At 69.4% G+C, this 20,386-nt stretch carries 22 protein-coding genes; 6 read left to right on the top strand and 16 right to left on the bottom strand.

Going from position 1 to position 20,386, the window contains the following annotated elements; genetic code table 11:
* Nucleotides 1-8 precede the first annotated feature (8 nt).
* The 8 genes from IEY87_RS47065 to IEY87_RS41420 all read right to left on the bottom strand — a co-directional run bounded on the left by IEY87_RS47065 (nucleotide 9) and on the right by IEY87_RS41420 (nucleotide 8,288).
* Nucleotides 9-2,858, bottom strand: coding sequence for an ATP-binding protein (locus tag IEY87_RS47065; protein ID WP_308113017.1), 2,850 nt, complete (start codon nucleotides 2,856-2,858; stop codon nucleotides 9-11).
* 121 nt (nucleotides 2,859-2,979) lie between these two features.
* Entirely contained in the window at nucleotides 2,980-3,126 is a 147-nt protein-coding gene (locus IEY87_RS41450; protein ID WP_189144361.1) for a hypothetical protein, read from the bottom strand.
* A 118-nt stretch (nucleotides 3,127-3,244) separates the two neighbouring features.
* Nucleotides 3,245-3,724, bottom strand: coding sequence for a hypothetical protein (locus tag IEY87_RS41445; RefSeq protein ID WP_189144360.1), 480 nt, complete (start codon nucleotides 3,722-3,724; stop codon nucleotides 3,245-3,247).
* Between the two features lie 35 nt (nucleotides 3,725-3,759).
* Nucleotides 3,760-5,574: a S8 family serine peptidase gene (locus tag IEY87_RS41440; protein WP_189144359.1), complete on the bottom strand. Its 1,815-nt coding sequence runs from the start codon at nucleotides 5,572-5,574 to the stop codon at nucleotides 3,760-3,762.
* Nucleotides 5,575-5,605: 31 nt separating this feature from the next.
* Entirely contained in the window at nucleotides 5,606-5,875 is a 270-nt protein-coding gene (locus IEY87_RS41435; protein WP_189144358.1) for a hypothetical protein, read from the bottom strand.
* Nucleotides 5,872-6,189 (bottom strand): hypothetical protein, encoded by a 318-nt coding sequence (locus tag IEY87_RS41430; protein WP_189144357.1) that lies wholly within the window; start codon nucleotides 6,187-6,189, stop codon nucleotides 5,872-5,874. The genes IEY87_RS41435 and IEY87_RS41430 overlap by 4 nt, the downstream gene beginning before the upstream one ends.
* A 10-nt stretch (nucleotides 6,190-6,199) precedes the next feature.
* Nucleotides 6,200-7,066 carry a hypothetical protein gene (locus IEY87_RS41425; RefSeq protein ID WP_189144356.1) on the bottom strand — a complete coding sequence of 289 codons (867 nt, stop codon included), beginning with the start codon at nucleotides 7,064-7,066 and terminating at the stop codon, nucleotides 6,200-6,202.
* A gap of 103 nt (nucleotides 7,067-7,169) precedes the next feature.
* Nucleotides 7,170-8,288, bottom strand: a complete 1,119-nt coding sequence (locus IEY87_RS41420; protein WP_189144355.1) for a hemopexin repeat-containing protein — start codon at nucleotides 8,286-8,288, stop codon at nucleotides 7,170-7,172.
* Between the two features lie 149 nt (nucleotides 8,289-8,437).
* Here IEY87_RS41420 and deoC point away from each other — a divergent pair, with 149 nt between their 5' ends.
* Nucleotides 8,438-9,367 carry a deoxyribose-phosphate aldolase gene (gene deoC / locus IEY87_RS41415; RefSeq protein WP_189144445.1) on the top strand — a complete coding sequence of 310 codons (930 nt, stop codon included), beginning with the start codon at nucleotides 8,438-8,440 and terminating at the stop codon, nucleotides 9,365-9,367.
* Between the two features lie 58 nt (nucleotides 9,368-9,425).
* On the opposite strand, the gene IEY87_RS41410 is transcribed toward deoC, so the two are convergent.
* Entirely contained in the window at nucleotides 9,426-10,340 is a 915-nt protein-coding gene (locus IEY87_RS41410; RefSeq protein WP_189144354.1) for a serine/threonine dehydratase, read from the bottom strand.
* Entirely contained in the window at nucleotides 10,337-11,326 is a 990-nt protein-coding gene (locus tag IEY87_RS41405) for a nitrilase-related carbon-nitrogen hydrolase (RefSeq protein WP_189144353.1), read from the bottom strand. The genes IEY87_RS41410 and IEY87_RS41405 overlap by 4 nt, the downstream gene beginning before the upstream one ends.
* Before the next feature lie 52 nt (nucleotides 11,327-11,378).
* Here IEY87_RS41405 and IEY87_RS41400 point away from each other — a divergent pair, with 52 nt between their 5' ends.
* Both IEY87_RS41400 and IEY87_RS41395 read left to right on the top strand, forming a co-directional pair.
* Nucleotides 11,379-11,945, top strand: a complete 567-nt coding sequence (locus tag IEY87_RS41400; protein ID WP_189144352.1) for a helix-turn-helix domain-containing protein — start codon at nucleotides 11,379-11,381, stop codon at nucleotides 11,943-11,945.
* 104 nt (nucleotides 11,946-12,049) lie between these two features.
* Nucleotides 12,050-13,429: a hypothetical protein gene (locus tag IEY87_RS41395; RefSeq protein WP_189144351.1), complete on the top strand. Its 1,380-nt coding sequence runs from the start codon at nucleotides 12,050-12,052 to the stop codon at nucleotides 13,427-13,429.
* 194 nt (nucleotides 13,430-13,623) lie between these two features.
* Here IEY87_RS41395 and IEY87_RS41390 read toward each other — a convergent pair whose 3' ends face one another.
* Complete coding sequence (locus IEY87_RS41390) at nucleotides 13,624-13,830, bottom strand: hypothetical protein (protein WP_189144350.1); 207 nt, start codon at nucleotides 13,828-13,830, stop codon at nucleotides 13,624-13,626.
* 663 nt (nucleotides 13,831-14,493) lie between these two features.
* Entirely contained in the window at nucleotides 14,494-14,655 is a 162-nt protein-coding gene (locus tag IEY87_RS41385) for a hypothetical protein (protein ID WP_189144349.1), read from the bottom strand.
* On the opposite strand from IEY87_RS41385, the gene IEY87_RS41380 reads away from it, so the two are divergent.
* Both IEY87_RS41380 and IEY87_RS41375 read left to right on the top strand, forming a co-directional pair.
* Nucleotides 14,655-14,876 (top strand): hypothetical protein, encoded by a 222-nt coding sequence (locus tag IEY87_RS41380; RefSeq protein WP_189144348.1) that lies wholly within the window; start codon nucleotides 14,655-14,657, stop codon nucleotides 14,874-14,876. The two genes, IEY87_RS41385 and IEY87_RS41380, sit on opposite strands and share 1 nt — an antisense overlap.
* A 270-nt stretch (nucleotides 14,877-15,146) precedes the next feature.
* Nucleotides 15,147-16,103, top strand: coding sequence for a metallophosphoesterase (locus tag IEY87_RS41375; RefSeq protein ID WP_189144347.1), 957 nt, complete (start codon nucleotides 15,147-15,149; stop codon nucleotides 16,101-16,103).
* Nucleotides 16,104-16,244: 141 nt separating this feature from the next.
* Here IEY87_RS41375 and IEY87_RS41370 read toward each other — a convergent pair whose 3' ends face one another.
* The 3 genes from IEY87_RS41370 to IEY87_RS41360 are packed head-to-tail and all read right to left on the bottom strand — an operon-like array spanning nucleotide 16,245 to nucleotide 18,729.
* Nucleotides 16,245-17,438, bottom strand: coding sequence for a cytochrome P450 (locus tag IEY87_RS41370; protein WP_189144444.1), 1,194 nt, complete (start codon nucleotides 17,436-17,438; stop codon nucleotides 16,245-16,247).
* 50 nt (nucleotides 17,439-17,488) lie between these two features.
* Nucleotides 17,489-18,235 (bottom strand): SDR family oxidoreductase, encoded by a 747-nt coding sequence (locus IEY87_RS41365; RefSeq protein ID WP_189144346.1) that lies wholly within the window; start codon nucleotides 18,233-18,235, stop codon nucleotides 17,489-17,491.
* Nucleotides 18,232-18,729 (bottom strand): carboxymuconolactone decarboxylase family protein, encoded by a 498-nt coding sequence (locus tag IEY87_RS41360; RefSeq protein ID WP_225278165.1) that lies wholly within the window; start codon nucleotides 18,727-18,729, stop codon nucleotides 18,232-18,234. The genes IEY87_RS41365 and IEY87_RS41360 overlap by 4 nt, the downstream gene beginning before the upstream one ends.
* Before the next feature lie 167 nt (nucleotides 18,730-18,896).
* Between IEY87_RS41360 and IEY87_RS41355 the strand changes: the two genes are divergently transcribed.
* Entirely contained in the window at nucleotides 18,897-19,790 is an 894-nt protein-coding gene (locus IEY87_RS41355) for an RNA polymerase sigma-70 factor (protein ID WP_225278166.1), read from the top strand.
* Here IEY87_RS41355 and IEY87_RS47365 read toward each other — a convergent pair.
* Nucleotides 19,717-20,304, bottom strand: coding sequence for an MmyB family transcriptional regulator (locus tag IEY87_RS47365; RefSeq protein WP_225278179.1), 588 nt, complete (start codon nucleotides 20,302-20,304; stop codon nucleotides 19,717-19,719). The genes IEY87_RS41355 and IEY87_RS47365 overlap by 74 nt on opposite strands.
* Between the last annotated feature and the right edge of the window lie 82 nt (nucleotides 20,305-20,386).

Here is a 20,386-nt window from a genome sequence, read left to right as displayed (position 1 = left end):
GCGGCCGGTCAGTGGGACAGCAGTGAGCGGCGGTGCGCGAAGGCGGCGGCTTCGCCTCGGGTCGCCACGCCCAGCTTGGCCAGGATGTTGGAGACGTGCACGCTCACGGTCTTGGCGGAGATGAACAGCTCCGCCGCGATGTCCCTGTTGGTGCGCCCCAGCGCCACCAGACGGAGCACTTCGAGCTCGCGCGGGGTGAGCAGGGCGGACGGCTCCCGCGGATGCTGGTCCGCGCCGACGCGGCGGGACAGCCGTTCGATGTCGCCGATGAGCGGGGCCGCGCCCAGCGCGGTCGCCAGCGGCAGCGCCACCTTGAGCCGGGCCGCCGCGTCGTCGCGCTCGCCCGCCTCCGCCGCGGCGGAGGCGGCCCGCATCAGAGCCCTGGCCTGGTTGTGCGGGCGGCCGAGCCGCTCCCAGGCGGCGGCCGAGGCGTCGAAGTCCGCCGAGTACGACAGCCGGTAGGCCTCGGCGACCGGGCTGCCGGTCGACAGGTGCACCGCCACCTCGGCCGCCTGCTCGCGCACCGCGCGGACCCGGTCCGGCTCTAGCTCCCCGGCGGCGTCGCAGACCGTGCGGAGCAGGGTCAGCAGCCGCCAGCCGAGCATCGCCTTGCTGGACTGGGAGGGACGGGCGAGCACCCGCTCGGCCACCGCCAGCGCCAGACCGTACTCTTCCCTGAGCAGGTGCCAGCCGATGCGCAGCCGGGCGCTGTTGGTGATGTCCTGGACGAAGTCCTCGGGGCGCTCCTTGAGCACGCCGATCTCCGCCAGGATGCCCTCCACCAGCTCCAGCTCGCCGCGCGCGAGCGCGATGTCGGCCCGCACCCGCAGCAGGTGGTGGCGGGTGCGGATCGTCGGCTCGAAGGACAGGGCGCGCTCGATGGTCTCGATGGCCTCGTCCCAGCGGCCGATCGTCTCCAGCGCCTCGGCCCGGTTGTTGAGGATGAACAGGCCGCTGGCGCGGAGCCTGCCGTACCTCTTGGCCGCCAGCCAGCCCTCCTCGGACAGCTTCAGCGCCTCGTCCGAGCGGCCGGTGTCGAGCAGCCCGTCGATCAGGTTGCCGATCGCCCGGGTGATCACCCGGCCGGAGTTCTGCTGCCTGCCGATCTCCAGGGCCCGCATGTTGACATCGATCGTCGCCTCGATGTCGCCGGTGAGCGAGTGGCCGAGCCCCAGGTTCAGCAGGAACTCGGCCTCCAAGCAGCGATCACCCAGCTCCCTGGCCCAGCGCATGCCCTCCTCGACGCAGGCGCCGCCCTCTTCCGCTTCGCCGCGGAGCATCAGGTGCTGGCTCATCGGCATGAGCACCTCGGCCCTGGCCGAGCCGGGCTCGGGGACGAGCCGCAGGGCGTGGCGCAGGTCCTCGACAAAGCCGACCCGGCCCTTGGAGATCTTCAAGTACGTCCGGCGGACGATGAGCATGGCCACCCGGTTGGGCTCGCGGGTCTCGTCCAGCTCCGCCAGCGCGGCATTGACGAACTTCATCCCCCTGTCGACCTCGCCGCCGGCGTGCGCGGCCACCGAGGCCTTCTCCAGCACCGCGATGTGGTCCACGCCGATCCGCTCGGCCGCGTCCGGCACTCGGTCCCACAGCATGAGCACCCGTTCGAGCAGGGGTACCGCCTCGGTGTAGGCGAACGCCTTGAAGGACTTGGCCGCGGCCTGCCAGGCGGCGATCAGGGCTTCGTGGTCGTTGCGGGCGCCGTACCAGTGGTGGGCGAGCTCGACGGCGGCGCGTCCGGGCGGGACGAGCGCGCGGTCCTTGGAGATCTCCACGGCATAGCGGGCGTGCAGCCGCTGGTGCTCGCCGGGCAGCAGCTCCTCGTGCACGGCCTCGCGGATCAGCGAGTGACGGAAGACGTAGGCGCGGCCGTCGGCGATCTGCAGCACGTTGCCCGCGACGGCGGGCCGGAGCGCGGCCTCCAGCTCCAGCTCGGACAGGCCGCTGACGGCGGCGAGCAGCGCGTGGCCGACGCGGGTGCCGCCCGCGGCGGCGATGCGCAGGACCCGCTGGGTCTCCTCCGGCAGGCGCTCGACCGCGGCGAGGATCAGGTCCTGCATGGAGTCGGGGAAGGTGCAGTCCTCGTCGCCTTCGAGCATCGCCTCCACGAACAGGGGGATGCCCTCGCTGCGCTCGTAGACCTTCTGCACCTTGGCGTACTGCGGGGCGCTGCCGAGGATGCCGGTCATCTGCTGGGCGACCTCGTCCCGCGACAGCCGGGGCAGGTCGAGCCTGAGCACGCCGTTGACCCTGCCCAGCTCGGCCAGCACCGGGCGCAGTGGGTGCTGCCTGTGCAGGTCGTCGGAGCGGTAGGTCATGACCATGAGCACCTGCGGGATGCGCAGGTTGCGGCTGAGGAAGGCGATCAGGTCCCGGCTGGACCGGTCGGCCCAGTGCACGTCCTCGATGATCAGGACCGTGGGGGTGCTGTCGGCCAGCCGTTCGAGGAGGGTGAGGAACTGCTCGAAGAGCCGGGCGCGGCTGGTGTCGGTCTCACCGTCGCCGCCGGCCTCACCGAACTCGGGCAGCAGGCGGGCCAGGTCCCGCGCTGCGCCGTCGGGGAGCAGCGCGGCGATCTGACCGGCGCCCTGCTCCCTGACGAGCTGCCTGAGCGCGGCGGTGAACGGCGCGTAGGCCAGGCCCTCGGAGGAGAGCTCGACGCAGCCGCCGTACAGCACGCGAGCGCCGCCGATCTGCTCGGCGAAGCGGTGGACGAGCCGGGTCTTGCCGACGCCCGCCTCGCCACCGAGCAGCACCGCCGTGGCGTTGCCACGGCAGGCTTCCTCGAACGCCTCGCCGAGCGCGGTGAGCTCATCGCTCCGCCCGACGAAGACGGGGCTCACCGAACGTCCCAGCATGTCGCTCAGCATGTCACGACTTATCCGTATCTTTCGACGGGATTAAGGGGGCGGAGAGGCTGCTAAGGAGGCAGAGAGGCCCGGCCGCGAGGGAGGTTGCGGCCGGGCTCTCGTGGGATGGTCATGACGAGTGGCGCTTGCCGAAGACCGAGCGGCGCTCGGACTTGTTCGCCTGCTGCGCCTCGCGTACGCGCCGGTGCCTGGCGGCCGCCTGGTGAAGCTCGCGGGCCTGACTCTTCATGAGCTGGAACTCGATTTCGGCGTTCATGCCGTTCTCCTGTGCTTGTGGAGCTCACTTCCTGACATCTTCAAGAATCGGGCTAAGGCCCACCCCGCCACATCGGGTGGATGCCCTATCTCCACGCCCGCACAGGGCCCTTATGTGCCTAGTCCACCCGGTAGGTGACGTAGTAGTACGAGCTTTCGACCTCAGACTTGGCGAGTTTCGCGATCTCTCCGGTGCCCTGCTCCGATTCGAAGATCGTTATCGACCCCAGCAGGTCGTTGTCGGAGACCGAGTCGAAATCCCACAGTGAGATGTTCTCCGAGAAGGAGACGGGGATCACGATCCCGGGCGCCTTGGACTGCCCTGCCTGCATGTCCACGGTCGTGTTGCCGGGCGGCCAGATGGAGCTGTTCAGGTCCCCTGAGGTGTCCGTCGTGATGAACAGGTTGTCGGGATCCGAGCGGGCGCTGTCCATGGCCCCTGCGACCCCGGGCATGCCCCTGACGAGGCTCTCCACCGAGCTCCCGGCGAGCTGGCCCAGCACGGGAGCGAGGCCGGAAAGCGCTTGGATGACGCCGATGTCGGTTCCGGTGGCTTGGCGCAGGCACCAGATCTGCTGGATCGTCGCGTTCGCGGTCATGGTTTCCTCTCCTCGATGTTCAGGGCGAAAGTGGCTCAGTAGTGGTTGATGAGTCCCGCCGCGACCATCTCCTCGTGGAGCCGGGTCAGCGCGGTCATGGGCATGCCGTTCTGCGGCTGCTGGTAGGAGGCCAGCAGGCCGGCCGCCTGCATCTCCTGGGTGAGCTGGTCCAGCGGTGAGTGCGCCGGGACCCCCGTGAGTGCCGGTGCCAGGGCGCGGATCGCGTCGGGCAGCCCGGCTCCGGTCCTGTTCGGGTCGCCGAGTTGCAGCGGCGTACAGCTCGATCTGATGATGTCGAACAGCCGGTCGACCCGCCGGGCGTCCCTGGCGGCGTACTCGCCCTGGAAGTCGCCGTGGTGGGCCACGATGAGCGCGGCCAGGCCGGAGACGTGCGGAGCGGCCATGGACGTGCCGTCCCAGGCCGCGTACTCGGTCGACGGGATCGCCGACAGGATCGCCACGCCCGGCGCGCACACGTCGACCTCGGGCCCGAAGCAGGTGAACGCGGGGGAGAAGTATCCGTCGAAGGCCTGCGGCGGCCGGATCTGGTCGGCGTGCGTGCTGCCGGCCGGAAACGCGTCCGTCTTGCCTATCGCCGCGACCGCGAGGACCGTGGGCATGTTGCCGGGGAAGTTGACGGGGCCGCTGTCGTTCCCGGCGGCGACGATGCACGCCACGCCGGCGGCGCGGGCCTCTTCCAGCTTGGCGGCGACGAGCGGGGAGAACTCCTTGGTGCCCAGGCTGAGGTTGATGACATCGATCTCCTTGTCGATGCAGTAGTCGATGGCCTCGATGAGGTCGCTGAGCCGGCCACCAGGGAAGATCTTGCAGGCGTGCACCTCCGCCTCGACGGCGAAACCGACGACACCCCGGCCGGTGTCCGCGCCGGTGATGATCCCGGCGCAGTGCGAGCCGTGGTGGACGGTGTCGACCGTCCAGCCGGCCTCTTTGCGCTCGCTCAGATCGAGTCCGGCGTTCACCCGGCCGGCCAGGTCGGGGTGCTCGACGGCGACCCCCGAGTCGACGATGGCCACCTTGGCGCCCGCGCCGCGGAAGTTCGGCGGCAGCCGGTGCAACTGCATGGCCTCCTGGCCCCAGCCGAACGCCTGCTTGTCGGGGAAGCCGGGCAGGGTGTCCGACAGCTTCTTCAGGACGACGAGGTTGTCACCGTCCTCCCTCAGGGCCGGCCGGTCGAGGATCCGGCCCCAGTGACCGCCGACGGGTTTCACCTGCACGCTGGCGATCGAATCGGCGGTCTCGCCGGTCAGCGTGATCGTGGCGCGGCCGTCCGGGCCGGTGACCGCCTGGGCGGGCCACAGATAGCCGTTGACCAGGATGGCGGCGTTGGGCATGGGGATGCCGTCGGTGTCCACGATCAGGAACGTGAAGCTGGACTCGACGCCGACGGGCAGGATCAGCTGGCGGCGGGTGTCCCTGCGCGGCATGAGGGACACGTCGGTGTAGGTGAGCAGCCGGTCACGCTCGATGTGGATCTGGGGCAGCTGCCGGCTGAGCGCCTCCGCGTACTCTCCCGTCATGTCGGCGACCGTCAGCCCGCCCAGCGTCACGCTTCCCGCCGCGAGGGCGGACATCCGGACCGGCGCCTCGACCCGTCTGCGCACCTCCACCTGCGGGTCACGGTCCAGCAGGTCGTGCAGGGCCGCGGGGTCGAGGGACGGGGTGGACAGGCCCTTCGCCTCCAGGTAGGGCTGGGGCAGCACCGCCGCCATATAGCGCCGCAGCCTCGGCCGCACCGGCTCCTGCGCCGGTTCTTGCCCGGCCTTGCCTCGGCCGGTCGGGCGGGGCCGCGGCTGCCTGCCCGGATTCTTGGAAGTGCCGTTACCGCTCATGGCGTCTCTCCTGAGAGCTCATGCTGATATGTCAGAACAACTCGACAGGGGAGTCCGGCTCGATCGTCAGCCGTGTCCCGTACCTCGCCCGCAGCGCCCCGGCGTGCGCCGGGGACATCTCCACCGCGAGCAGGCTCGGCCGGTCCGGCGCGCCGACGATCCGCCGGATCTTCACCTCAGGATCATCGCGAAGCATCTCGATGAGCTCCGCGAGCAGCGCCGCGTCCGGGCAACCGATCATGTACGGCACGGGCCCGGACCGGCCGGCGGCCGATCCGGGATCGTGCGACGGCCCGGTCACTGCGGTGGCGTGGCCTGCTGGCCGCCTCTGCCGATGAAGCCGGTGACCAACTGGATCTGGGCGAGGCACTGGTCGTACTGCCCGCTGCGGTACAGCCGTACGGCCTCGATGGTCGCCGGCACGGCGGCGGCGAACTGGGGCGCCTGCGGGACGGCGGCCTGCAGCCAGCCGTAGAGCTGCTGCAGCGCCGTCGCGCACTGCGCCTGGGCCTGCGCCTGGGCTTGGGCCTGGGCCTGCGCTTGATTCGCCTGGGGGGAGCCCATGGCCGGCGCGCTCATGTCCGGCCACTGTCCCAGCCCGACCGTCGGTCCCATGTCGCCGCCCTTACCCGACCCCGGCGGGCGCCTGGCCCTGCTGCATGCCTTGCATCGGCTGCTGCATGCCTTGCATGCCCTGCATCGGCTGCTGCATCGGTTGCGGCATGCCCTGCATTCCCTGCATGCCCTGCATGGGCTGCTGCATCGGGGGCTGCATGCCCTGCTGCTGGCCTGGCTGGTCCGGGATGCTGAGCAGGATCTGCTTGACGATCGGAAGGCCGTACTGCATGCCGTACTGGGCCACCTTGCTCCAGAAGCTCGCCGGGTTGGACGTGTGCTCCAGCGGCTGGAACTGCCCACCACCCTGCCCGGCTTGGAAGGGCATAAGCGTGTCGAGCAGTTGCTTCGGGAAGGGGGAAGGCGCGGGCATCGGCATGGGCATCGGCATGGGCATGGGCATCGGGATATTAGGCATGCCGAAAAGACTGCCGAAGGACGACGGAGATACGCCCTGCTGACCGTGCTGCGACCCGCCCATCATCTGCCCCATGATCTCCTGCAGCTTGCGAAGCATCTCAGGGTCGATAGGGAGCGGGCCGGGAATGTTGCCCTGTCCCGGCATGCCCTGCCCGGGGATGTTCAGCCCGGGAATGTTCAGTCCCGGGAGGCCCAGCCCTGGGATGCCCTGCGGCATGTGTGGTTGCGGGCCCTGCTGGGCTTGCAGCGGAAAGACGGCGCCGATGAGCGAGCCGATGATGCTGCCGATCGTGGCGCCGTCTTCGCCGCCGATCGCCCTGCCGATCTCACGGCCGGCGAAGCCCCCCGCCACGCCGCCTCCCACCCCCATCGGCAACACGCCCTGCTGGCCGTACTGTTGCTGGGGCTGCTGGCCGTACTGCTGTCCTGGCGCCATCTGAGGCGTCGCATACATCATCGGTGTCTCCTACGCGGCTCGGTCGCGGGCGCGACTCCCGCCGATTACCTACCGCAACAATCTGTGCACTAATTGTCGCAAACAGTAATGATGTGCCCAGAACTCACGGGAACAGCGCGGCGAACTCGGGCGGCAGGGACGGGTCGGTGCGCTGGAAGGTCCGGCCCTCCTCGAACCCCTCGACCGTCTTGATCGCCAGCATGAAACTCTCCAGCTCGGCGTCGTCGAGATCGGCCACCCGCCGCGCCGGGTCGAGGCCGGTGAGCTGGCGGACGCGCTTGGCGTACAGGACGGGATCGTTGTTGCCGTGACCGGAGGGCGCGTACTTCATGAGCGCGTCGCCCATGCTCAGCGGGTTGTAGACCGAGGACCGGAGGACCCCGCGCAGCGCCGTCCAGCCGTCCTCGTGGCTGGCGAAGATCGCCAGCCCTCGCCTGTCGACGGCGAGTGCGTTCCGGTACGGCATCCGGCCGGGCAGGAGGTTGCCCGGGTTGTTGTTGCGCCAGGCGAGCGTGCCGCCCACGTGCAGCACGTCGTGCGCCCTCGCCCAGCCGCCGTGCTCGTCGCCGGAGGCCGCTGGGCCCGTACGTTGCGCGAGCTTGAGCCAGGCGGCGTCGACCAGCCCGCCGAAACCGGCCTCGGCGACGCCCGGCCAGTTGCCGGCGATGGGCTTGGGGTGGGGGTCGGCGTGGTCGGCGTTGAGGTCGTAGCCGAGGTAGTGGTCGCCTCGGAAGAAGTACGCCTTGCCGTTGTTCCAGGTCACGGCGGCGTTGATGCCGTCGCCGAAGCCCGCCTCGGCGACGCCCGGCCAGTTGCCGGCGATGAGTTTGGGGTGGGGGTCGGCGTGGTCGGCGTTGAGGTCGTAGCCGAGGTAGTGGTCGCCTCGGAAGAAGTACGCCTTGCCGTTGTTCCAGGTGACGGCCGCGTCCAGGTGGGCGCCGAAGCCGGCCTCCGCCAGGCCGGGCCAGAAGTCGGCGATCAGCACCGGGTATCCGGGGTCGACCGTGTTGCTCTGCTGATCCACCCGGACGTACTCCGCGCCCTTGAACAGGTAGACCTTCCCGCCCGCCAGGTCCAGAGCCGCGTCCAGGTCGCTCGTGAACGCCTCCGGCAGGTTGGTCCAGCCCGTCGAGAGCGCCTTCGGGTAATCGGCGTCCACCCGATCGGCGTCGGTGTCGTACCGCACGTAGCGGCCGTTGCTCAGCAGGTAGGCCTTGGCCATGACGCTCCCTTGGGCGAGCGGGTGATCTCGAGCGGTCACCTACCCGACGGCCTAGACGATCAACCGCTCTGACCTGCCCGGATGCCATTTCTTGGCGCTCCGGTTTGGACGTGGAGACCCGGGTCGGCGATGCTGTGGTGGTGCCCACTCTGACTACTTCGCTCGCGGACGTCGCCGCGTCAGGCGCCACCCTGCGCGCATTCCTGCACGGCCTGCCCGGTGTCGACCGGGTCGGCGCGGACCAGCGGGCGGCGATGCTCGGCACCCGGTCCATCAAGACGACGGCCAAGGCCCAGGCCATCGACCTGGCCATCTCCATGGTCGACCTCACCACGCTCGAAGGCGCCGACACCCCCGGCAAGGTCAGAGCGCTGTGCACCAAGGCGATGCACCCCGGCGAGGGCGCACCCCGGGTGGCGGCCGTCTGCGTCTACCCCGACCTGGTGTCCGTCGCCGTCGAGACGCTGGCCGGCTCCGGGGTGAAGGTGGCCTCGGTGGCGACCGCGTTCCCCAGCGGCCGCACCTCGCTGGAGGTCAAGGTGACCGACACCGCGCTCGCCGTCGCCGCCGGCGCCGACGAGATCGACATGGTGATCGACCGTGGCGCGTTCCTGTCCGGCGACTACACGAAGGTCTTCGAGCAGATCGTCGCCGTCAAGGCCGCCTGCGGCGACGCCCACCTGAAGGTGATCCTGGAGACGGGCGAGCTCGCGACCTACGACAACGTACGACGGGCGTCCTGGCTGGCGATGCTGGCCGGGGCCGACTTCATCAAGACCTCCACCGGCAAGGTGGCTCCGGCGGCGACACTGCCGGTGACTTTGATCATGCTGGAGGCCGTACGCGACTTCCGCGACCGGACCGGCCGCCAGGTGGGCGTGAAACCGGCCGGCGGCATCCGTACCACCAAGGACGCCATCAAGAACCTCGTTCTGGTCAACGAGACGGCGGGCGAGGACTGGCTCTCCCCGGACTGGTTCCGGCTGGGCGCGTCCTCACTCCTCAACGACCTGCTGATGCAACGCCAGAAGCTGACCACCGGCCGCTACGCGGGCCCGGACTACTTCACGCTCGACTGAGGCGGTGCGGGCCAGAACCGCAGTCTTCCCGGTGCGGCGTGGATGCGTGCTTCGGCGGTTATGAGTTGGCGCCGCTGATGAGCACGGTGATGCGGTGGCCGGCCAAGTCGCGGGCGTGGTGAAGGGCGGCGGCGAGGGCGGTGGCGCCGCCGGGTTCGACGGCGATGCGGAGGTTGTCCCACAGTTGCTGCTGCGCCTGGCGGATCGCCCGGTCAGGAGCGAGGAGGACCGCGGAGCGCTGGTCCAACGCGACGGCGGTGGCGATGGCGCCGGCTCGACGGGCACCGAGGCTGTCGACGGCGACCCCGGTGCGGTCGACATCGATGTCGACCGGCCGGCCGGCGGCGATCGCCGAAGCGAGGGAGGGGGCGGTTTCGGGTTCCGCCGCGATGACGGTGTTGCGGCCGCGTAGGGCGAGGCAGACACCGGCGAAAAGGCCTCCTCCGCCGCAGCTGACGATGACGACCTCGCCGGGAGGGATCTGCTCGGCCAACTCGACGCCGATGGTCGACTGCCCCGCGACGGTGGCGGCCTGGTCATAGGCGTCGACGTGGATCGCTTCCCGGTCGGCGGCGTATCGCCGGCTGGCCTCCAGAGCGTCGGCGTAAAAGCCGTCGACGAGGTGCAGGTCCGCGCCGTACCGACGGATGGCGTCCTGTTTGACCTGTGGGGAGAAGGAGGGAACGAAGATCGTGGCATGGACGCCGGCTTGGCGGGCTGCCCAGGCGACTGCCGCTCCGTGATTTCCGCCCGAGGCGGCGGTGACGGAGGCTGCCGCGGTGGGCATGGTCAGCACGGCGTTCAGCGCGCCTCGGGCTTTGAACGAGCCGGTGTGCTGCAGCTGCTCCAGCTTCAACGTCAGCGTGCCGTGGGATCCCACATCCCGGCCGTCGATGTGCAGGACCGGGGTGTGCCGGACGCGGGTGCGCAGTCGGGCGTGGGCCTGGGCCAGGTCTTCGTCCGTGGGGATCACGCGACACCCCCTGCCGGGGCGGGCTGCGGGTCGCAGACGGTCGTTGTGACGGCCGATCTCGGGCTTTCATCCACGATGAGGCGGAAGATGTCGGGGCGGGCGTAGTGCCCTACCACGTCGAAGTCGTACTTGGCCCTGGCGATCTCGTCCAGGTCCAGGTCCGCGACCAACAGCGCTTCCTCGTCGTACGTCGGCCCGGCGAGAACCTGCCCGAGCGGCCCGATGATGCTGCTCCCGCCACGAGACACGACCTGCTCCGGTGCGGTGATCGGATAGGTGTCGAAGTGGTCCGCGGGGAAGTCCCGCACGCGGGTCACCTGGTTCGCGGCCAAGACGAAGCAGCGGCCCTCCTGGGCGATGTGCCGCATCGTCGCGTGGTGGCTGTCACGTCCGTCAGCGGTCGGAGCGCAGTACAGCTCCACGCCCTTGGCATACATGGCGAGCCGCGCTGCCGGCATCAGGTTCTCCCAGCAGATCACCGCACCCAGTCGCCCGATCGGTGTCGGGTAGACGTTCATGGTCGAGCCGTCACCGAATCCCCAGATCATGCGCTCGGCGCCGGTAGGCATCAGCTTTCGGCGCTTGCCCAGCAATTCACCGGTCGGCGCGAAGAACAGCACGGTGCAGTAGAGGGTTCCGCCGTCGCGCTCGACGACCCCGATGACCAGGTGCAAGCCGAACTGCCGAGCCAGCTGACCCAATCGCTCGCATTCATCTCCCGGCACGGTGATGGCTGCCTGCAGGTAGCGGCGGAACTCGTCACGGCCTGCCGCGGTGCGGTCACCGACGAAGGCGCCGAAGGTGCTGCCCTTGGGGTAGCCGCCGATGAACGCTTCCGGGAACACGAGCAGCTCGGCGCCGGCTTCGGCGGCGCGTGCCGACCAGTCGGCCACCACGCCCAGCGTGGCCGCCGGATCGAAGATGACGGGTGTGGCCTGGGCGACTGCCGCCCGGACCGTGGGCCCCTTGGCTCCGAGAGTTTCCATCAACCCTCCAGGTGTCTATTTTGTCGAACTCTTCGTTCGGTATAGTAGACACATGGATGGCTCCACCTTGCAAGCGGCTCTGGGTAAGCGGTTGCGTCAGCTCCGCGAGGAACGAGCGATGAACGCGGCCGAGCTTGCCCGCGCATCCGGTGTGGCGCGAGCGACCCTGTCCAAACTCGAAGCGGGTCACGGCAACCCCACCCTGGACACGATCGGCGCGCTCGCGGCCGCGCTGCGCCTCCCGCTCGTCGACCTCCTCGCGGAGCTGACCACGCCTCCTGTGCGGCTCGACCGCAGCCCGCCCGTCTCGGATCCGACGCCCAGCCAGCACCTGCTCACCCGCGTCGGCGGCAGCGGCATGACCGAGTTCTGGCGGCTGCGGCTCGGCCCGGGGCAACGCCTCGACAGGCAACCGCACGCCACCGGCACCACCGAGCACATCACGGTCATCACGGGAAACCTGAAGACCGGTCCGACGGACAACCTCCAGGAAATGACCGCAGGGGACTTCATCAGCTACCGGGCCGACATCCCGCACTCATACGTCGCCGGAGCCGACGGCGTCCACGCCGCCGTGGTCATGACCTACCTGCTGGCCTTGCCCGACTTCGCACCCTGACCACAACGGGCGATCCAGAGACAGGAACAACCCCCCTACAGTTGGGACTTGTGGATCGAACTCAAGTCATGGTGCGGAAGCTAGAGGACGGCGAGTCCGTCCGTGTGGGAGAGGTGCTCTCCCGGGACAGAGGCATCTTCACCGTGCGGTGGAACGACGATGGGACCGAGGAGAGCCTTCGGCTGGATCATCGCAATCTGCTCGTCACCGAGGGAACGCTTCGCTTCATCGCCCTGATGGACCCCGACCAGATCCGCAGCAGGTTCGCCGATGACCCTGTCCATCTGGTGCTCCAACTGCTCAGCGAACACGCCGATGGACTGAAGGCGATGGACATCAAGTCCAAGCTGGTGGAATTGGGGATCGACAAGGGGTCAATCGACAGAGCGTGGCGGACGATCCAGACCAAGCTCGCCAAGCATGACAACGTGAAGGTCAAGGGGAGAGACAAGGCGGTCAGGGCATACCTCCACCGGGGGAAGCCGTATGACACTCCGCCCGCGTCCTGGCCCAGAGTCGATGCACCAGAAGACGCTGAGGCTCCAGAGGCGAACACACCAGAAGCGGCCTCCGAGCCGGAAGAGACCACACCTGCGGAGGCACCGGTCGAGTCGTTCTCGACCACCTTGACCTCGCTTCTCGGTGTCAAGCAGGCGCGTGCGATTCCCGACTTCCTCGCCGAGCCCCTCCGTACTGGTGTTGCTCTCGGGAGGCTGGACAACGCGGCGCTTGAGCGGTTCCACAGCGAGCTGGACGAGGGCGATCAGCGGATCTTCGCCACGCTGCTGCTCGCCGTGCCGAAGAAGAGTTGGACCGCACCACTGGCGGCGGAGATCCACCATGGGGTGCTGGCCGCCGCGGTCGCGGAGCTCCCTGCCGAGGCGCCCGCGGAGCTCCGGACGGCGGCCGGATGGCTGTTGCGCCGAGTCGCGGCGCTCCCCACGCCGCCGGCCGAGGTGGCCGGGCCCTTCGTGCGGCTGGCTCTGTTCCTGGCCGACTCACCGCAGAGGGCGGACCTTGAAATCCTGGACCTCGTCGCGCATGCCCTGAGCCGTGCCCTGCCCGCTCTCGGCGATGACGTGGTCTCGCCCGAGCGGCTCGCGCTCCTGGCGCAGGCGCTCCCCTTCTCGGTGACGGGCGGCCGGGTGGCGCTTATGGTGGCCGTACACGAGCGTTGGCGGGGAAGCCTGCTGGCACCCGGATGGTGGGACGGTGCGTCGACGGCAACCCTGGTCGAATGCGGTCAAGGACAGTTCGGCAAGATCATCGCATCGCCCGAGATCCTGCAGACCATCGTCCGCCCCTTGATGGAACGCGAGCTGTCCGAGGTCACCACCAGGGCAAGGCTCGGGTTTTTTGTGCGCCTGCCCGCCGAGCTGGCCGAGCAGCTGCCCGTTTCGGCGTTCGTGAACGCCTTCCGGCGAGTCGGTCGACACGATCCCATCGCTGCCGCCTGGGCCGAGGGACTTGGCGGCGAGGAGTAGCTTGCCGCGACCCGATCCGGAAGCGCGAGTCGCCGCCGAATGGTTGAGCCTGCTCCCGCATCTCCTGTCGGGCCGCCCGGGCGGTGATGAGGTGACCGGAATCGCTGGCACGACAGTCAGCGCTCTCCGGATCCGCGGACACGCCGTCGACAAAAACCCCGACCGAAGCCGGGGCATCTCTGTGCCATGGCACTTCAGCAGTTGTTGGGCCTGAAGTAGTGAGCATTGATGCAGTGAATTCCGAGGGATTCGAGCGTCTGCACGAGATGCTTCGGGCTGTCGAACCTTCCACCGTCCTCCTGACGCTCGAACGCCGGTTCGGCGGCCTCGCTCATGACGGCAGAGGGGCCCTCGGCCACTGGCTTCCAGACGTCTCCAGGGACCAGCACCACCGCAGCCACGACGGCGACGATGACAAGCCCAACCAACCCTCCGATCAGGGCGGGTATCCAAGCGGGGGTGTTTCGGCGGGGAGGGACAGGCGGAGGGTAGTAGTTCGGGGGGTGCATAGTTCTTCCTTCTGGGAGCGTTCCATATCTGGGGACGAGAAGGCCCCTGTAGGGAGGGGTCGGCGCGGTGCCCTAGCGTCCCGGGCGCTGAATCTCGATCAGGATCCCCAGCATCTGACTCTGCTGGTCCTTGACACGATCTTCCGTGTTCTTGACGCTCATGATCTGCATTTCCCCGTACCGTGGAGGTAAGGGACCCGGTTGCTGAGATCAGCCGGGGCCCGCTTCTTCGAGGCTAGTTGATCAAAACTTTTCGGTGTACCCCCGACCAGACTCGCTGGGCGCCCTGCTGCACGAGCTCCTCACCGGGCGGCATCTGTTCACTGGGCCGTCCGAATACAGCGTGATGGAGCAGCACATCAACACCCCTCCCGCAGCGGTCGGACAGTTCCGGCCGGACGTGCCGAGGGGGTTGGACGAGCTGATCCTGGCCATGCTGGAAAAGCAGCCGGAAGACCGCCCGGCGACGGCGGCCGAGGTGCACGAGCGGCTCATGACTTCAGCCGCAGTGACATCGGGCGTGCGCGCCGGCAGGCGATGTCTCTGGTCAGGGAGTCACGCTGTGGCGACGCGGCGGACGTACTCGCCGGGGTCGCCGTTCCGGCCGGCCACAACCTCGGTGTCGCTGACCCGGAGGTGATCGGGCTGCGCGGGCAGCTCGCGGACATCCTGTTCGAGGGCCAGGAGCATCGGCGGGCCGCGCGTGAGTTCCGGCAATGCGCGAGCTACTGGCCGATGAGACGAGCCGATTCCCCGAGGACGACGCGCGGCTCCTGGAGCTGCGTCGCCAGATAGGCGAGCTGGAAGTCAGCGTCGGCGCCGTGGACAAGGCTCGCGCGACGCTCACGGACTTGCGGGACGACCTCGCCCGGCTCTACGGCTCTGACCACGGTGCGACCGTCCACGTGTCCGAGCTGCTGGCAAGTCTTTCACCGTGATCCCCAGCAGAACTGCCGCCTCATCGCTGGTCAGTCAGTCCTCTCGCATGCCATCAACCGTAACGGTGACGTGCTGGTTGATGGCATGCCTGTGCGCCGGCTCAGTGGGTGTCGCTCCACCCGTCGCACGGGGGATTCGGCTGTTCGAGAACATCTCGGCGAGTTGCTCGACCTGGCCGATCGCGGGCGCCCGCTGCTCGTCGGCCAGGTTTCTTCGACAGGTCGACTCCACGCCATGTGCCGGTGGCCGAGACATGTCGAAATTCTCCTATGCGTAAACCCCTGTTCGCGTCAGCCGTAATTGCTGCCTCCCTGGCTGCGGGCCTGCTGTCTCCCGCCGCCGCCGACACCCAGCCCGGTGCCGTCACCTTCGCCCTGCTCGGTGACACCCCTTACGGTGACGCGCAGCAGGTCGCCTTCCCCGGCCTGGTCAAGGCCATCGACGCCGACCCGGACGTACGCTTCGTCCTGCACGCGGGCGACGTCAAGAACGGCTCCTCCACCTGTGACGACGCCCGCTTCGCCACCTTGGCCGAGCTGTTCGGCACCTTCGACGACCCATTCGTGCTGACCCCCGGCGACAACGAGTGGACCGACTGCCACCGCACCGCCGCGGGCGGTTACCTGCCCACCGAGCGCCTCGACGCGGTCCGCCGGGTGTTCTTCCCGACCGCCGGCCGCACCCTCGGCGGCCACCGGATGCCGGTGCGCACCCAGGCCAAGGACCGGCGCCACCGCGACTACCGCGAGAACGTGCGCTTCACCCGCGGCCGGGTCGTCTTCGCCACCGTGCACGCCGTCGGCAGCGACAACGGCCTGGCGCCGTGGGACCAGCTGCCCGGCGGGGACCGGCCGCAGGTGCGTCTGGCCGAGTTCGAGGCGCGCAAGGCCGCCGCGCTCGACTGGATCGACGAGGCGTTCGCCATCGCCGAGCGCACCCAGGCTCCTGGCGTCCTGCTGATGATGCAGGCCGAGCCCGTTGAGACCCCCGGATTCAGCGAGATTCGCGCCCGGATCGTCGAGCGGGCTCGCGCGTACGGCAAGCCGGTTCTGCTCGTGCACGGTGACGAGCATGTCTACGAGGTGGAGCCGTCCTACGCGGGCGTGCCCAACCTGACCCGTCTGGAGACCTACGGCGACACCGCGACCGAGTGGCTGCGGGTGACCGCCGACCCGAAGGCGTCCCAGGTCTTCTCCTGGGAGCCGCAGACGGTGACCGCCGGATAGCCGGTCGGCCCGCCCCACGAAACCCTGTCTCCGTTCCTAGTGCTGGAGGCGACGGGTAGCACCCACCGCCCGCGCGTCATCCCGAAGCCGCCAGACCATGCTCCGTCCGACAGACAGCCAAAGCTCTCGGCGGCTGCCCGCTCACCAGGTCACCCGCAGCGTGTGCAAGCCGTACACGATGCTGAAGGCCCGAAAGTCCAGCTGCTCGTACGGATCGGCCAGGGCGAGGCCGGGGAAGCGCCGCAGCAGCGCCGGGAAGGCGATGCGCATCTCCATCCGGGCCAGCGGCGCCCCGAGGCAGTGGTGCACGCCGTGGCCGAAGGCGACGTGACCGGCGGCTCCCCGGGTGATGTCGAGGGTGTCGGGATCGTCGACGAAGGCGGGGTCGCGGTTGGCGGCGGGAAACGAGCAGATCACGAGCGAGCCCGCAGGGATGGCGTGTCCGGCGATCTCCACCTCTGTCGTGGTCGTGCGCGGCGGCAGCACCTGCACGATGGACAGCCAGCGCAGCAGCTCCTCGACGGCGGGTTCGACGTGGGCCGGATCGTCACGGACCATGGCGAGCTGGTCCGGGTGTCGCAGCAGGGCCAGGGTGCCCAGGCCGAGCATGTTGGAGGTCGTCTCGTGGCCGGCCAGCAGCAGCAGTCCGGCGATGCCGATGAGCTCGTCGGTGCTGAGATCGTCGCCGTGCTCGCGCACCAGCATGCCGAGCATGTCCTCGCCCGGGTCCGCCTGGGCGCGGGCCACCAGGCCGGCCATGTACGCACGGTCCTCCCGCTGCGTCGCGACGCGCTGCTCCATCGGCAAGAAGGTGTCCAGCAGGCGCACGGAACGCTCGTGGAACTCGGCGCGGTCGGCGTGCGGCACACCCAGCAGCTCGCAGATCACCAGCGACGGCACCGGCAACGCGAAGTGCTCCACCAGGTCGGCCGGTTTGCCGGCCCGCTCCAGATCGTCCAGAGCCGCCTCGACGATCTCCGTGATCCGCGGCTCCAGCCTGCGTATCCGCCGTACGGTGAACTCCGGGGTGAGCATGCGGCGCAACCGCGTGTGCTCGGGCGGGTCGAACCCGAGCAGATTCCCGGCCTGCATCGTGGCCAGCTCGCCGGCGTCCATCACCCCGGATCCCGGGAACGGCGTCAGGGCGCTGCTGAACCGGGCCGGGTCCGCCAGCACCTGCCGAACGTCCTCATGGCGGCAGACCAGGTATGCGGGCAGGCCGAACGGCGTCTCCACCCGCACCACCCCGCCGCTGTCGCGTGCCCTGGCCAGTTCTTCGATCGGGTTGAGCCCGCTCCGCCGCATGTGGAGCGGCAGTTCCAGTGCCTTCGTCATCATCTGTCCTTTCGTTCGGTGATCGTGGAAGGCTGTGCCGTACGGCCGGCTCAGGGTTGGATGTCGAGCCACTCCTGGAAGGTGGGTCCTGCGAGCTTGGCGTGCGGGCTGGGCAGGAATCCGCCGTTGGCGGCGATCTCGGCGTCGGGCATGCCCGAGCCGTCGACGCCGACGACCTTGATGCCTCGGCGGGCGCCGAGGAGCGCGGCCGCCTCCGCCAGGGTCTCCTTGCGAGGCCCGGCGATCTCGGGGATCGGCGCTCCAGGAGCGTCAAGGGCGGTGGCCAGGTCGACCAGTTCCTCGGCCACGGTACGGCAGGCCACGAGCTGGGCGGGCAGGACCGGCATGTAGGCCACGTCGCCCTGCCGCCAGTCCAGCAGTTGGCCGACGAACTCGTGGAACTGCGCGGCTCGCAGGATGCGGACAGGGAGCGAGCCGGACAGGAGAAGTTCCTCGTGCGCCTTCTTGGCGGCGAGGAAACCGGCGGTGGCCAGGTCGACGCCGATGATGGACGCCATGGTGATCTGGGCGACCCCGGCCTTGCGACCGTACTCGTGCAGGTTGCGGGCGGAGGTGCGGAAGAACTCCGTCGCCGCCTCCTGCTCGGAGGCGTGCCAGGAGGCGACGTCGATGATGAGCTCCACCCCGGCCAGGGCCTCGGCCAAGCCCTGGCCGGTGATGATGTCCACGCCGGAGGCCCGGGACATCGGCACGACCTGATGACCGCGTTCGGCCAGGACGTCCACGACGTGGCGGCCCAGCCGCCCGGTCGCTCCTGCCACGGCGAGCTTGCTCATGCTTCCTGCCTCTCGTGGGTGCTGTAGTTCTGGCCGGGGGGCATGCCGGGGATCGGCTTGGCGATGAGAGCCGCGGGGGTGAAGAAGCCGATATGGGCGATCGCCATGATGAGATGCCACATCGCCTTGTCGTCGTAGTGCGCGGCCGCCCTGCCGTACACCTCGTCGGGCACGCGCTCCCCGGACGGGTTCGGGGTCAGGACGGCCTCCACCAATTCCAGCGCGACTCGTTCGGCGTCGGTGAAGCAGGTGGCGTCCCGCCAGGTGGCCAGGGCGGTGATGCGCTCCTCCGACTCCCCGATCCCGCGGAGATTGCCGGTCTCCCGGATGGTGAAGTACGTGCTGCCGAGGATCTGCCCGGCGCGCAACTGCAGCATGCTGACGGTGGCCGGCGGAATCACCCCGTTCGCGATGACTTTGTGCAGGGGCTCGGCGATCGCCGCCATCTCGGGGAGGAACGGGAGCGGGTTGGGCATGCGTGACCCGATGGACATGCTGGGATTTCCTTACTCGTGTGCTGCGTTCTTACGAGCAAGAGATCCCGCTGACCCGCTCCTTGTGACAGCGGGACCTGTGTGACATAGACCACCGGTCGCCGGTGTCACACAGCGGCGGGGGCCGGGATCGTATGGATATGGCGAGCGAACGAACTGAGCGACCGATGGCGATGGCGCGCATGGACGCGCCCACGGAGGCGTTCGTCACCCACCGCAATCTGCTGTTCACCCTCGCCTACGAGATCCTCGGCTCCGCCACCGACGCCGAGGACGTCCTGCAGGAGACCTGGCTGCTGTGGGTGGGCGTCGAGCACGGTACGGTGCTCGACCGGCGCGCCTACCTGATCCGGATCGCCACCAGGCAGGCCCTGAAACGCCTGCGCACACTGGACCGGCGCAAAGAGACATATGTCGGGCCGTGGCTACCTGAGCCGCTGCTGACGGCGCCGGACGTGGCCGAGGACGTCGAGCTGGCCGACAGCGTCTCGATGGCGATGCTGCTGGTGCTGGAGACGCTCCAGCCGACCGAGCGGGCGGTGTTCGTGCTGCGCGAGGTGTTCGATCTGGACTACGACGAGATCGCTCAAGCCGTCGGCAAGAGCCCGGCCGCGGTACGCCAGATCGCTCACCGGGCGCGGGCGCACGTCGCCGCGCGCCGGCCACGTGGCGCCAGCTCCCCCGCTGAGCACCGGGCCGCTCTCCAGGCCTTCCAGCGGGCGGTCGAAACCGGCGAGTTGCAGAGCCTGCTCGACATCCTCGCGCCGAACGTCGTCGCGCTGAGTGACGGCGGCGGGGTCAAGCACGCTCTGCTGCGGCCCATCGTGGGGGCCGGCAATGTCGCTCGCCTGCTGGCCGTCGGATGGTGGAAGCGCGACGCGGAAAGGTCGGTGGAGCCGGTGCAGATCAACGGTGGCCCGGGGCTGCTCGTCCGGGTCAACGGCGAAGTCGACGGCGTGCTGGCGGTGCGCGTGGAGAACGGCTACGTCACCGGCGCCTACCACGTCCGCAATCCGGAGAAGCTGTCACGCGTTGAACGGGAGACCGCGGTGAGCCGCTGAGGTCGGAACGACCTACCCCCACCGCAACCTCACCCGACTGGAGACCTACGGCGACACCGCGACCGAGTGGCTGCGGGTGACCGCCGATCCGAAGGCGCCCCAGGTCTTCTCCTGGGAGCCGCAGACGGTGACCGCCGGATAGCCGATCGGCCCGCCACCACGACACCCTGTCTTCGTTTCTAGTGCTGATGACGATCTTGAGGTCGGAGTCGCCGTCGGTCAGCACGTCGCAGTCCACCGTGACCGGTCCCACCGAGGGGTGTTCGATCGTCTTGTGGTCCTCGCGGTGCGCGGCCACCGTGCCGGTCGCCCACAGGTCGGCGAACCCCCGGTTGCCTGTGCTCAGGTCGTGGATCAGCTCCGCCAGGCGGGCGTCCTGTGGGAAGCGGCCGGTGGCGCGGCGCAGGTCGGACACGACGGCGGCGTCGACGGCCTCCCGGTCCTGTTCGATCACGGGCCAGAGGGCGAGGCGGGCGGGGTCCGTACCGAATCTGTCGCGGGCGAAATTGCGCAGCCGCGGTGGCGTCGGCGAGGGCCGTCACCGAGGGCACGGACGCCATCGTCGCCCTGGCAACCGAGCCGCCCGGCGCGGGCTC

It is taken from the genome of Nonomuraea glycinis (genome assembly GCF_014646515.1).
Lineage (GTDB): Bacteria > Actinomycetota > Actinomycetes > Streptosporangiales > Streptosporangiaceae > Nonomuraea > Nonomuraea glycinis.
This window is presented reverse-complemented; position numbering and strand designations above follow the sequence as displayed.